Origin of the sequence: Pseudomonas sp. B6(2017) (assembly GCF_002112765.1) — a bacterium.
Classification (GTDB): Bacteria; Pseudomonadota; Gammaproteobacteria; order Pseudomonadales; family Pseudomonadaceae; genus Aquipseudomonas; species Aquipseudomonas piscis.
The window spans coordinates 309,988-322,005 of the sequence record NZ_NEIQ01000006.1; the positions used below are offsets into that span (position 1 = coordinate 309,988).

Annotated in this window: 12 protein-coding genes and 1 pseudogene; 6 read left to right on the top strand and 7 right to left on the bottom strand. The window is 64.5% G+C overall.

What is annotated here, in order from left to right:
• The first annotated feature begins 228 nt into the window (after positions 1-228).
• The 3 genes from CAG11_RS12700 to CAG11_RS12710 all read left to right on the top strand — a co-directional run bounded on the left by CAG11_RS12700 (position 229) and on the right by CAG11_RS12710 (position 4,260).
• Positions 229-762, top strand: a complete 534-nt coding sequence (locus tag CAG11_RS12700; RefSeq protein ID WP_085596602.1) for an RNA polymerase sigma factor — start codon at positions 229-231, stop codon at positions 760-762.
• Positions 755-1,726, top strand: a complete 972-nt coding sequence (locus CAG11_RS12705) for a FecR domain-containing protein (RefSeq protein ID WP_085596603.1) — start codon at positions 755-757, stop codon at positions 1,724-1,726. The genes CAG11_RS12700 and CAG11_RS12705 overlap by 8 nt, the downstream gene beginning before the upstream one ends.
• Before the next feature lie 101 nt (positions 1,727-1,827).
• Positions 1,828-4,260, top strand: a complete 2,433-nt coding sequence (locus tag CAG11_RS12710) for a TonB-dependent siderophore receptor (RefSeq protein WP_177409112.1) — start codon at positions 1,828-1,830, stop codon at positions 4,258-4,260.
• Between the two features lie 57 nt (positions 4,261-4,317).
• Here the strand turns inward: CAG11_RS12710 and CAG11_RS12715 are convergent, their stop codons facing one another.
• The 3 genes from CAG11_RS12715 to CAG11_RS12725 are packed head-to-tail and all read right to left on the bottom strand — an operon-like array spanning position 4,318 to position 5,848.
• Positions 4,318-4,764 (bottom strand): NUDIX hydrolase, encoded by a 447-nt coding sequence (locus CAG11_RS12715; RefSeq protein WP_103323919.1) that lies wholly within the window; start codon positions 4,762-4,764, stop codon positions 4,318-4,320.
• Between the two features lie 35 nt (positions 4,765-4,799).
• The gene (locus CAG11_RS12720; protein ID WP_085596606.1) at positions 4,800-5,198 is read right to left on the bottom strand and encodes a hypothetical protein; all 399 of its coding nucleotides are present in this window, start codon (positions 5,196-5,198) and stop codon (positions 4,800-4,802) included.
• An 8-nt stretch (positions 5,199-5,206) separates the two neighbouring features.
• Positions 5,207-5,848, bottom strand: a complete 642-nt coding sequence (locus CAG11_RS12725; RefSeq protein ID WP_085596607.1) for a DUF4375 domain-containing protein — start codon at positions 5,846-5,848, stop codon at positions 5,207-5,209.
• Positions 5,849-6,011: 163 nt separating this feature from the next.
• Between CAG11_RS12725 and CAG11_RS12730 the strand changes: the two genes are divergently transcribed.
• A complete protein-coding gene (locus tag CAG11_RS12730) occupies positions 6,012-6,377 on the top strand; it encodes a hypothetical protein (RefSeq protein WP_085653199.1) in 366 nt (121 codons plus the stop codon).
• Positions 6,378-6,401: 24 nt separating this feature from the next.
• Complete coding sequence (locus CAG11_RS12735; protein WP_085596609.1) at positions 6,402-6,698, top strand: cyclic-phosphate processing receiver domain-containing protein; 297 nt, start codon at positions 6,402-6,404, stop codon at positions 6,696-6,698.
• 183 nt (positions 6,699-6,881) lie between these two features.
• On the opposite strand, the gene CAG11_RS12740 is transcribed toward CAG11_RS12735, so the two are convergent.
• The 4 genes from CAG11_RS12740 to CAG11_RS12755 form a co-directional block, all read right to left on the bottom strand.
• Positions 6,882-7,721: an EcsC family protein gene (locus CAG11_RS12740; RefSeq protein ID WP_085596610.1), complete on the bottom strand. Its 840-nt coding sequence runs from the start codon at positions 7,719-7,721 to the stop codon at positions 6,882-6,884.
• Between the two features lie 114 nt (positions 7,722-7,835).
• The gene (gene valS, locus CAG11_RS12745) at positions 7,836-10,391 is read right to left on the bottom strand and encodes a valine--tRNA ligase (RefSeq protein WP_085596611.1); all 2,556 of its coding nucleotides are present in this window, start codon (positions 10,389-10,391) and stop codon (positions 7,836-7,838) included.
• A gap of 75 nt (positions 10,392-10,466) precedes the next feature.
• Positions 10,467-10,745 (bottom strand): barstar family protein, encoded by a 279-nt coding sequence (locus tag CAG11_RS12750; protein WP_219738284.1) that lies wholly within the window; start codon positions 10,743-10,745, stop codon positions 10,467-10,469.
• A 45-nt stretch (positions 10,746-10,790) separates the two neighbouring features.
• Positions 10,791-11,642 carry a hypothetical protein gene (locus CAG11_RS12755; RefSeq protein WP_085596613.1) on the bottom strand — a complete coding sequence of 284 codons (852 nt, stop codon included), beginning with the start codon at positions 11,640-11,642 and terminating at the stop codon, positions 10,791-10,793.
• 150 nt (positions 11,643-11,792) lie between these two features.
• On the opposite strand from CAG11_RS12755, the pseudogene CAG11_RS12760 reads away from it, so the two are divergent.
• Positions 11,793-12,017, top strand: a pseudogene (locus tag CAG11_RS12760) (helix-turn-helix domain-containing protein); the annotation flags it as partial.
• Position 12,018 lies beyond the last annotated feature (1 nt).

Genomic DNA, 12,018 nt, shown 5'->3' on the forward strand with positions numbered 1-12,018 from the left:
CTTAACCACCCCGCCCCATCGCGTTGCTGGCAAGTCGGCGGGAGCCATGCTGAATCGACCATCGAGCGGCTAAAACATTCCGCGCCCAACCCAGCGCCAACCACGGGATGCCAGCACGGCAAAAACCTTGAGCATGACTGGATTAGCCACTGGTAATGATACGGATTCTCATTAAAATAGCCGCCCATTCACGCTGGTACCGCATCGGCGTAGCAAGGACCATGGGCGATGGTGACCGGAGACAACCAACAACGACTCAGCACGCTGTTCGTCGCCCAGCGCGGTGCATTGATCCGCATGCTGTCGCGCGTGGTCGGCTGTTCCAGCCTGGCCGAAGACCTGGCCCAGGAAGCCTACCTGCGGGTGGCCAAGGCCATGAACAGCCGCCCCATCGAGCATCTGCAACCGTTTCTCTACCAGACGGCCCAGTACCTGGCTTTCGATCATCTGCGCAACCAGCGCAGCAAGCGCCGTTTCGAATACCAGCTGGGCGACGATCGCCAGGTCAACCAGGTTCCGACCGCCGCGCCGGGCCCCGATAGCCACGTACAGGGCCAGCAGCAACTGCAATTGCTGCAGCAGGTACTGGCCACCCTGCCCAAGCGCCAGCAACAAATCCTGGTTTTGCATAAACTGCACGGCCTTTCCCAAGGCGAGATCGCCCAGCGCCTGCAGGTCTCCCTGAGCACGGTGGAAAAGGACCTGCGCCATGCACTCAACGCCTGCCTCAAGGCCACCGACCGGCACGACCCCGATGACTGAACACCCAAGCAACGCCCTGCCCTGCGATGCGGTGCGAGAACAGGCCAGCGACTGGTTCGCCCAGCGCGAGGCGGTGGCTGGCAACCCACTGCTGCGCCAACGCTTCGAACAATGGTGCAACGCCGACCCACGACACGCTGCGGCCTATGAAGCCTTGCAAGCACTATGGGAATCCACCGCCTTCGAGCAGGCCCTGGAGCATCTGGCGCTGGATCTGGAACTACCTCCCGCGCCGCTCCCGGTACGCCGCAAACCCGCCACTGGCCGCTGGCTGGCGGCGGCTGCAGCCTTGTTGCTGATGCTCGGCGCGGGCTGGATCAGCGACTTGCCAATGCGTTTGCAAGCCGATCACCTGGCCGGAGTGGGCCAGGTGCAAGCATTCGACCTGGCCGACGGCTCCCATGTCGTCCTGGGTAGCCATAGCGCTATCAGCACCACGTTCGACGGCGAGCACAGGCGCATCCGCCTGCTGCGCGGCGAGCTCTATGTCGAAGCCTTTCACGATCCTTCCCGACCCATGGTCATCGACGCCGGCGAAGCCACGGTCACCGTGGTCGGCACGCGCTTCAGCGTCAATCGTCATGACGAGGCAGTCACGGTGGCGGTGCGTGAAGGCCGGGTGCGCCTGGCCAGCGACGACGGCGAACAGAGCCTGTTGCAGGCCGGCAACTGGCAACGGCTGGAAGACCGGCACCTGCAGGCCTTGCACCTGCAAGGCAGTGAACGGCAGATGGCCTGGCTCAACGGTCGCTTGTCGTTCCAGGACATGCCGCTGGCCCAGGTGCTGGAGGAGTTGCGGCGCTACTACCGGGCACCGATCCTGTTGTTCAACGATGCCGCCGCCCAGCAGCAGGTCAGCGGCAACTACCGGCTCGACGATCCGCAAGCGGTCGTCCAGGCCTTGAGCAAGGTCACGGCCACCGAGCTGACCCGCCTGCCAGGTGGCATCCTGGTGCTCCGCTGACACACCCAAGGCAGGCGAGAAAAAAGTTTTACGGCTTTGTCCGGGACAACCCGTCAGGGTGTTTGCTTTTGCAAATCATTCCTATTTCGTACGGGACTTCCATGCACTTCTCATCCCACATCCCCGCCCGCAGCATCCTGGCGCTAGCCATCTGCCTGGCCTGCGGGCACGCAGCGGCAGTCGAGCCCGCCAGCGCCCCCAGCAGGCAAGAGTCGGACCTGCATAGTTTCTCCATCGCCAGGCAACCCCTGGCCGAGGCCCTGGACCAACTGAGCACCCAGAGCGGGTTGCAGATTGCCTATTCATCGCCGATGGCCCAAGGCATCCAGTCCCCTGGAGTCAGCGGCAGGCTGAGCGCCGAACAGGCACTGGCCAAGGTGCTGGAGGGCACCGGCCTGGGCTTCGAGCGCAATGGCCTCAATGCCGTCCTGCTGACCCGCCTGCCCGCGGTGGAGAAGAGCGTGGAACTGGGTGCGACCCAGATCATCAGCAACCAATTGGGCACCGTGACCGAGGGCTCCGGCTCCTACACCCCTGGCACCCTGGCCACCGCCACCCGGCTGGTGTTGAGCCCCCGCCAGACCCCGCAATCGGTGAGCGTCATCACCCGCCAGCACATGGAGGATTTCAACCTTAACAACGTCGACGACGTGATGCGCCACACCCCGGGCATCACCGTATCGGCCTACGACACCGACCGGACCAACTACTACGCCCGCGGTTTCTCGATCAACAACTTCCAGTACGACGGCATTCCCTCCACCTCGCGCAATGTCGCCTACTCGGCAGGCAACACCCTGAGCGACATGGCGATCTACGACCGGGTCGAAGTGCTCAAGGGCGCCACCGGCCTGCTGACCGGCGCCGGCTCGCTCGGCGCCACCATCAACCTGGTGCGCAAGAAACCCACCGCCGAATTCAAGGGGCACGCCACCCTGGGCGCGGGCTCCTGGGACAACTATCGCAGCGAGGTGGATGTCAGCGGCCCGTTGACCGACAGCGGCAATGTCCGTGGTCGTGCCGTTGCTGCCTACCAGGATAAGCAATCGTTCTTGGACCACTACTCGCGCAAGACCGAAACCTACTACGGCATCCTCGAGTTCGACCTGTCCCCGGATACGATGCTGACCGTGGGCGCCGACATGCAGGACAACATTCCCAAGGGCTCCAGCTGGTCCGGCACCTTCCCGCTGGTCAATTCCAACGGCAGCATCAACAAGATGTCGCGCTCCTACAACAACGGTACGACCTGGAGCGCCTGGGAGCAGTACACCCGCACCGCCTTCGCCATGCTCGAACATGACCTGGGCGATGGCTGGGTCACCAAGCTGCAACTGGACCACAAGATCAACAGCTACCATGCCGAGCTGGGCTCGATCCAGTTCGACCAGCCCCAGGCCGATGGCAGCGCCGAAATCAACGGCCAGAAGTACACCGGCGAAACCAAGAGCACCTCCGCCGATCTCTATGCCAGCGGGCCGTTCAGCCTGTTCGGGCGCGACCACGAGCTGGTGCTGGGCGGTTCCATCAGCACGTCACGCTGGCAAGGCAAAGGTTACTGGGCGCCGGTCTGGCCCCAGGGCAACAAGGTGGATTTCTACAACTGGAAGGGCCACCTTTCCCGCCCCATCTGGCAGGCTCCGGCGCAGATTACCGACGACACCACGCGCCAGACTGGCGCCTACCTGACCACCCGCCTGAACCTGTTGGACGACCTGAACGTCATCCTCGGCGGGCGCGTGGTCAACTATCACCAGACCGGCCTGACCCCGTCGTACCGGGAAAGCGGGCGCTTCGTCCCCTATGCCGGGATCATCTATGACCTCAACGAGAACTTCTCGGCATACGCCAGCTACACCGATATCTTCATGCCCCAGGAGAGCTTCAACAAGGACCGGGACCAGAAGCTTTTGGAGCCGGATGAAGGCCAGAACTACGAGCTGGGCCTGAAGGGAGAATTCTTCGAAGGCCGGTTGAACAGCAGCCTGGCCTACTTCGAGATTCGCGAGAACAACCGGCCGATCTCCGACGACGCCTACAACAACCTGACCCCCACCCCGAGCAACTATGCCTACAAGGGATCCAAGGCGGTCACCAAGGGCTACGAGGCGGAGATTTCGGGTGAGTTGAGCCCGGGCTGGCAGGTCCAGGCCGGCTACACCCACAAGGTGGTGCGCGATGATAAAGGCGACAAGCTCTCCACCTTCGAACCCGAGGACCAGGTCAACCTGTACACCACCTACAAGCTCAAGGGCGACCTGGACAAGTTGACCGTCGGCGGCGGCCTGCGGTGGCAGAGCAAAGGCTGGTACTCGATCTACAACAAGCCGCTGGACCGCAACCAGGACATCACCCAGTCATCCTACTGGCTGGTGGACCTGATGACCCGCTACCAGATCACCGACAGCCTGTCGGCGACCCTGAACGTCAACAATATCTTCGACAAGTCCTACTACACCAACGTCGGTTTCTATAACTCGGCCGCCTACGGTGAACCGCGCAACTTCATGCTCAGCACCCGCTGGGACTTCTAGGCCCTTGGCCCTGTCGGACAATGGCATCCGGCAGGGCCTTTCGCGGCCTCGCTGCACTCAGTCGAGCAAGCCGGCCTGCTTGAGCAACTGCTCCAGCCCCTGGGGCACCAGGGGCGCTTGCGGGCCGAAGCTCGAACTGTCGTGCCAGCTGACGGTGAAGCCCATGCCGTCGGTTTCCTCGCCGTGCAACTGGCCACGGGAGTAGACACTGGCATCGTCGAAGCGTGCGTCATACACCTGGACGATTTCGTGCCCGGGCTGGCCCAGGTAGGTGAACAGGTTTTCCAGGGTACCCAGCAGGCGCAGCTGGCTGATGGACAGGCCGAGCTCTTCCTCCACCTCGCGGCGGATGGCCTGGTCGCTGCGCTCGCCGAACTCGATGCCGCCACCCACCGGGCGGAACACCGTCTGCTGCTCATGGGGGTCGTCGAACTGATGGACCAGGATCTTGCCCTGGTGATGGAAGACACAAAGCGCCAGGGCGCGGATACGCGGTTCAGCCATGGGAAAATCCGTTTGCCGGGGGAAAAAGCGCGGCATTAGAGCATGGGCACCGACATCTCGGCCAGGACCTCCCCGGCGAACCTTCGCAGTCGCTCCGGGCTGAGCAGCAGCGAGGCGTTGACGTGCCAGTCGCTGGCGTCATCCGCGGTCGACCACAGGCTGACCTTGAGCATCAGCAACGGCTGCCAGTCGGCGCCGGCCGTCACTTGCAAGGCCAGGTCAAGGCACGCCGAGCGCCATTGCAACGGCTCCTCAGGCAACGCTTGCGCCGCTTGCAGAAAAAACTCGGCCAACCCGACACAGCCCTCCAGGGGTTCGTGGACGATACGAACATGGGCCTGGAAGCCGCTGCCCCGCAGGCCAACGTCAAGCAACGGACAGACGCTGCCCTCCTTGGCGACGATGGACAATTGCAGCCCATCGTCCTGGGCCACTACCGCACTCATTCGCAGGCCGGCGGGTAGAAATGGCTGGCCGCCAGTGCCGGCACTTCTTCCAGCGCCGTCCACAATTGCTCGTCCAGTTCGCCACCGATCAGCTCATGCTGCTCATCGCTGAGCCGCTCGGGAATATCCCACAGGCGCTCCAACGGCGGATGGGCCTGCAGATCGCCGATCGTCTGCCGCTGGCGTTCTACCACCGCCCTGGCCCGGGTCGCACCCAACGCCTGGAGTGCGTCCAGGACCAACTGGTAGCTGCGCTCGCCCCAGTTGCAGAAGAACTGCAGGAAACCACCGTTGTAGCCATCTGCCTCCAGGCGCCACAGGGCGACGATGGCCTGGTCCCGTTCAGGCAGACGCTCCAGGTCCCAATCCAGCGCCTGCAGGCGCGCCATGGACTGCTCGCACACATGCTCCCAGATCCAGTCGGCACCCTCGATCACCAGCCCCTGCTCACCCAACCCGGGCCACAGCACCGAGCTGCCCTGGGGCGCAATCCGCCAGGCCTGGCGCTGCTGCGCCGAGGCTTCCTGCAAGCGGCCATAACGCCCGAGGGATTGGCGCAGCAGCAAGCCATCGGCCCAGCCGAGACAGAGCTGGTCCGCTTCGAAAGCGACGTGGGTTATGGGATTGGCGTTGGACAAGGCAGACCTTCCTGGCAGTGGTTTCGATCAAAGACTGGGGCGTTGCCCCGGGATGCTTCTACACCGATCCACCGCACGGTGCCACCCTGCATAGGCTGCAAATACCCTTGGCTTGCGTGACCTGGAACCGCTATAAAACCCGCCCCCTCCAAGGATGCTTGCCGTGTTCACCAGACTGATCGACCAGGAGCTGCATCTCTATGGCAGTCCTGGCGAGTTCAATGCCATAGCCCGCGCCATTCGCAAAGACTGCCGTCAGGCTTTTGCCCTGGAGCCCGAACCTGCGCAACTCGTCAGCCTGATCCTGCACTGCGGTGGACACCAGGACAGTATTCGCATCGAAGGGGACAGCCTGTACATCCATTTTACCCAGGCCACCAAGAACCGCCTTTGGACACACTTTTCGATGCCCCAGGAAACACCCCCGGAAGCGATGTTCTTCATCGACCGGTGCCAGGGCCATGTATCTGCTTTCGGCGATGACTGCTTGAGCCTGGTACTGCACGTCAACGCAACGCCCCCTACCTGAAACCAGCCGAGACACCCCTGCCCGATGAAAATCTACCTCGACGATGAACGCCAGACGCCCGAAGGCTGGGGGCGGACCTACTGGCCGGACGAAGTCATTGCCTTGCTCAAGGCCGGTGGCGTCAGTGAAATCAGCCTCGACCACGACCTGGGCGACGACGAACGCGGCACTGGCTACGACGTGATCCTGTGGATCGAGGAAGCCGTGGCCTTGCAGGGTTTTCGCCCGCCACGGATCAAGGTGCACTCAGCCAATGCCTCGGCCGTGGAGAAAATGCAGGCCGGAGTCCGCTCGATACAGCGGCTGGCAGCCGGGCAGTAACCGTAGGGTCTTGAGTGGCGCTAGCGACAGCCCCACGGACCTCTTCCCACTGGATAGCGGCGCCCCTGTCCCTCTCAGGGCGGCGCCAGGCCTCAATGAGCGCCGCCACAGCGGGCGCCGCTTGCACATGTCCATCGGTCGAATCTTCCATGCCAGGGTTCCACCACCAGCAACACCTGGGCCTCAGCCCACCAACCGCTTGCCCTTGACCTCGGCATAGGCCGCCTTGATCGGCTCGAAACCGTATTGCTGCTCCAGGCGCTTGACGATGAAATGCCCACGGGCCATGTCCTGGTAGAAGTCGGTGAACAGGGTATTGATGGTGGCTCCGGTGACGGCCCCGATCACCGGCACGGCCTGGGCCGCGAACTTGCTGGAGATGGTCACGCCATAGCGCGCCGCGACCTTTTCGATCAGCACCGCCAGCCACTTGCCCGCCTGCCCCGGCGACATCCGGCTGATGGCACTGGAGCCCTGCTTGGCGGCGATGGCGGCCAGTTCCTTGGAGAGTTGCTGCATGGCCTGGGTGGTGAAGCTGCGGGTCAGGTAGTAACCGGTTTCGCTGGCATCGTCGGCCTCGCTGTTGCCGCCCATGGCGAACACCTCGATGCACGCCTGCTTGGTGGCGAAGTCCGTCAGGTCGAACCCCTCGCTGCGCGCCACATCGGCCACCGAGCGCATCATGATGGTGGTGGACACCGGCAGCTCGACGAACAGCGAAGCAAAACCGAAGGCGCCCCCCAAGGCCCCCGACGCGGCCGCATACAACTTGTGCAAGCGCGGCGAGGCCTGTTTCTTCGGCTGGTTGTCCAGGCTCCACAAGGCCGCATCGGCGGAACTGTGCAGTGCGGCCACCACCGCGCCGTTGATCTTCTGCGACACCACCGCCGGCAAGGCCTTGACCGCACTCTCGATGGGCGAGCCCAGCAAGCCCGACAGGCGTGCCGTCAACGATGGCGACTCCAAGAGGCCCACGGCGCGCTTGAGGTCCCTGTAGTCTTGCGGGTTGTCTTGGATATTCACTGAAGCTTCCCTTGGCAGGCACTGATACGGGCGAACATAGTGGCAGCATCGACCGGGGAAAATAAACCGCCCGCCGACGCAGATTCGCGTCGGCGGGCGGGATGCGCTGCATGGTCAAGCCTGCAACCAGACCCGTACCTGCCGCTCGGGGCCTTCGATGAACAGCAAGTGCGCCACCTGGCCCGCTTCCAGCAGGTCCTGGCGGGCCTCCTGCAAACGCTCCAGGGACGGCGCCTGGTCCACCAGCTCGACCCGCGCCACCGGCGCCTTCATCGATTGCCGGGCATCGGACTTGGCCTTGCGGATCGCCGCCAGCGTCGCACTGACCGCCTCCAGCAACGACTCCACATCAGCCTCGACCGCACAGGTTTCAGGCCAGGACGCACGGTGCACCGAACCCGGCTGCCAGCAACGCCAGACCTCTTCGCAAACGAAAGGCAGGAACGGCGCGAACAGCCGCTGCAGGCTGCTCAAGGCTCGGGCCAGGGCGTTACGCGCCGAGTGCCCTTCGGACCGATAGGCGCGGCGCTTGACCAGCTCGACGTAGTCATCGCAGAACCACCAGAAGAATCCCTCGATGCGTACCAGGGCAGCACTGTAGTCGTAGCTTTCCAATGCCTGCCGGGCCTGGCCGGCGACACTTCCCAGGCGTTGCAGCATGGCCTGGTCCAGCGCCTGGGACACCGGCCCGGCGAGGTCGCCGGGCAAGCCGAACACCAGCTTCGAGACATTGAACAGCTTGAGCGCCAGGCGCCGGCCGATCTTCATCTGCTGCTCTTCGAAGGCGGTATCGCTGCCCGGCCGCCCCAGGGCCGCCCAGTAGCGCACCGCGTCGCTGCCGTACTGCTCCAGCAGCGCCAGGGGGGTGACCACATTGCCCCGGGACTTGGACATCTTCTTGCGGTCCGGATCGAGGATCCAGCCCGACAGCGCCACATGGTGCCAGGGCACGGCGGCCTGCTCGAAGTGACTGCGAACCAGGGTCGAGAACAGCCAGGTGCGGATGATGTCGTGGCCCTGGGGCCGCAGGTCCATGGGAAAGACCTGCTCGAACAGGCCATCGCCCTCCTCCCAGCCCGCGGCAATCTGCGGGCTCAGGGAGCTGGTGGCCCAGGTATCCATGATGTCCCGCTCGCCGATGAAACCATGGGGCTGGCCGCGCTGGTCCGGCTCGTAACCCGGCGGGGTGTCCAGGGTCGGGTCCACCGGCAGCGAGTCTTCGCTGGCGGCGATCGGCCGGTCATGGTCCGGTTCGCCATGGGCATCCAGGGGGTACCAGAACGGCAGGGGCACGCCGAAGATCCGTTGCCGGCTGATCAGCCAGTCGCCATTGAGACCGCCAACCCAATGCTCATAGCGGCTGCGCATGAATGGCGGATGCCAGGCCAGGGCGCGGCCACGCTCCAGCAGTTGCTGGCGCAGCTCGGCATCACGCCCGCCATTGCGCAAGTACCACTGGCGGGTGGCGACGATCTCCAGCGGCTGGTCACCTTTCTCGAAGAACTTCACGGCATGGCGGATCGGCCGTGGCTCGCCGAGCAGGCCGCCGCACCCGTGCAGCAGCGGCAACAACCGCTGGCGTGCCTGGGCCAGGCTGCAACCGGCCAGTGCGGCATAGGCCTGGCGTCCGGCGGGATCGGCCAGCCACCCAGGCGCCTGCGCCAGCAAGCGACCGTCGCGGCCGATGATGCAACGGGTCGGCAGCTGCAATTCACGCCACCAGAGCACGTCCGTCAGGTCGCCGAAGGTGCAGACCATCGCCAGCCCCGTGCCCTTCTGCGGATCGGCCAGCGGGTGGGCGAGCAACGGCACCGGCACCTCGAACAGCGGCGAGCGCAACGCCTGCCCGAACTGCCCCTGGTAGCGTGGATCGTCGGGGTGCGCCACCAGCGCCACGCAGGCCGCCAGCAACTCCGGACGCGTGGTGGCGATGCGCAGCGCCTGGCCCCCGTCGCCCCGGAACACCAGGTCGTGCCAGGCTCCCGGCTGCTCGCGATCCTCAAGCTCGGCCTGGGCCACGGCGGTCTGGAAGGTCACGTCCCACAGGCATGGCGCCTGCTGGCTGTAGAGCTCGCCACGCTGGTAGTTGCGCAAGAGCGCGCGCTGGCTGACCCGCTGCGCCCGCTCATCGATGGTGGCGTAGGTCAGCCCCCAGTCCACCGACAACCCCAGCTGCACGAACAGGTTGCGAAAGGCCTGCTCATCGATGGCGGTCAGGCGATGGCACAGCTCGACGAAATTGCGCCGGCTGATCGCGAGATACTCGCTGCGGCGCCGGGCTACCGTGGCCGGCGGCTGGAACTGCGGTTGGTATGTGGCATCCGGGTCACAGCGCACGCCGTAGTAGTTCTCCACGCGCCGTTCGGTGGGCAGGCCGTTGTCATCCCAACCCATGGGATAGAACACAGTCTTGCCGCACATGCGCTGGAAGCGGGCGATGATATCGGTGTGGGTGTAGCTGAACACATGGCCGACGTGCAGCGAGCCGGAGGCCGTGGGTGGCGGTGTGTCGATGGAATAGACCGCGTCCCGTGGGGCATTGCGGTCGAAGGCGTAGGTGCCTTCTTCGAGCCAGCGCTGGGACCAGCGTGTCTCGAGATGTTCAAGCGAGGGGGTGGGGCAAATCGTCAGGCTTTCACGTTTAACGGTGACATAGCTTCCTCCTGTCATCGGCAGATGGCGCGCAGTGGTGCGCGCCGCAAGGCCGATTTATAGAGCAAGGACACGGATTAGTAAATCGCCCTTTCAAAGCCATTTCACCTGCGGCGCCCACTGCGGGTACTCAGCGCGCATGCGCTCCAGGCACTGGGCCAGCAACCGCGCATCGTCGGGCAAGCGCTGGCTCAATGTCGACCCGCCGTGGAACGACAATTGCCGTGGCATCTCCACCAGCCCGGTGATCGCGTCCCAGAACGCATCCCAGTTGCAGCCGTACCAAGCGGGAAACCCCAGGGCGTCGCGCAGCAGGATGTGCAGTTCGGCCGAACTGCCCACCGCACTCAAATCGATATCCAACCGCTGCAAACCGATTACCTCCCAGTGGCCCTCAACTCCAGGTGCTCGCGTCGATCACTGGCGAACGTACTGCACCTGCTTGCCGTCGAAGACGTAGCTGACGTCATCGGCATCACTCATCTTGCGGGTCTGGGTGTCACCCGCAGAGGTGGTGCCGCTGAACTTGACCAGCAAGCGCGGCATGGGTCCTTGGGCCGCCACGAAATTCAGCTCGCCCTGGTTGGCGATGCAGGGGATCACCGTGCCGTCGTCGCAGGCCGCCGAGTTGTCCTCGCCGCTGAAGACCTGGCCCAGGTAGCTCCAGACCCAGCCGTCCTGGTCCGGGGTCTTGTTCGGGTTGAACACGAACACGGCATAACCACTGATGCCGTAGCCGCTGTCGAAGGTGGCCGTGGGCACCGCCAGCACCAGGCGGCCATCGTTGGTGCGGTACTCCAGGGCCTGGCGGCTGGTGTCCACTTCCTCGGGCTGCTCGCGGGCGCCGAAGAAGCCGATCTTGCGTTCGATGCTGCGAATATCGTAAGGCTGTTTCTGACCCGGGCGAGCCAGTTCGAAGGTCGCGTCCGCCAGCCGCACCTTGACCTCCGGGGCGATGAAGTCTTCACCCTCACGGGCCGCGCGATCGCGGGTGAACCAGGAGAACGTCGCGTAGTAGTGCTTGCCGCCCAGGTCGATCTCGCGGCCATACCAGAAGTTGGACACCACGCCATCTTCCAGTTCGAAGGTTTCGACCTGGTCATCGATCTGGACGTTGTTGATCAGCGCCAGCACCGCGCCAGGCGGGATCAAGGGATCCTTGGCATAGCCGGCCAATGGCGCCGCGAGGGCTGCGGTGGCCAGGGCCAGGGCCGTCAGTGCCCGGCCCAGGCGGCCGGTCTTGTGCGCAGCGTCGAACCTGCTTTTCATGCGTTGAACATCCCTGTAGTGCCTTGCTGGACCGCCTGCCGAAGCGGCCTGCGGTATGGGGCTGGAATCATATAAGCAGGTTTTTGCCAGCCACAAGATGCTGGCACATGGCAATCGCGACGCCAGCTTGCGTCCAGGCGGACCTCAGGGCGCCAGGAAGCCGCCGGCCTGCAACGGGTGCGGGTCGACAAGGCCAAGAAACTGCTGCTGGCAAGCGACATGTCGGTCAAGGCGATCGCCTACGAAGTCGGCTACGAAAACGTCAGCTACTTCGCGCGGCTGTTCAAGACCCAACTAGGCCAGACCCCGGCCCGGTGGCGCCAGGGCGTCGCGGAACGAGAGCGGCAGCCCAGGCCCTGGCCAGGCGACCACTAGC

Excerpts from the sequence above, each read along its gene's own strand:
- CAG11_RS12700 (WP_085596602.1), top strand. The coding sequence starts at position 229 with ATGGTGACCGGAGACAACCAACAACGACTCAGCACGCTGTTCGTCGCC.
- CAG11_RS12705 (WP_085596603.1), top strand. The coding sequence starts at position 755 with ATGACTGAACACCCAAGCAACGCCCTGCCCTGCGATGCGGTGCGAGAA.
- CAG11_RS12710 (WP_177409112.1), top strand. The coding sequence starts at position 1,828 with ATGCACTTCTCATCCCACATCCCCGCCCGCAGCATCCTGGCGCTAGCC.
- CAG11_RS12715 (WP_103323919.1), bottom strand. The coding sequence starts at position 4,764 with ATGGCTGAACCGCGTATCCGCGCCCTGGCGCTTTGTGTCTTCCATCAC.
- CAG11_RS12735 (WP_085596609.1), top strand. The coding sequence starts at position 6,402 with ATGAAAATCTACCTCGACGATGAACGCCAGACGCCCGAAGGCTGGGGG.
- valS (WP_085596611.1), bottom strand. The coding sequence starts at position 10,391 with ATGACAGGAGGAAGCTATGTCACCGTTAAACGTGAAAGCCTGACGATT.
- CAG11_RS12755 (WP_085596613.1), bottom strand. The coding sequence starts at position 11,642 with ATGAAAAGCAGGTTCGACGCTGCGCACAAGACCGGCCGCCTGGGCCGG.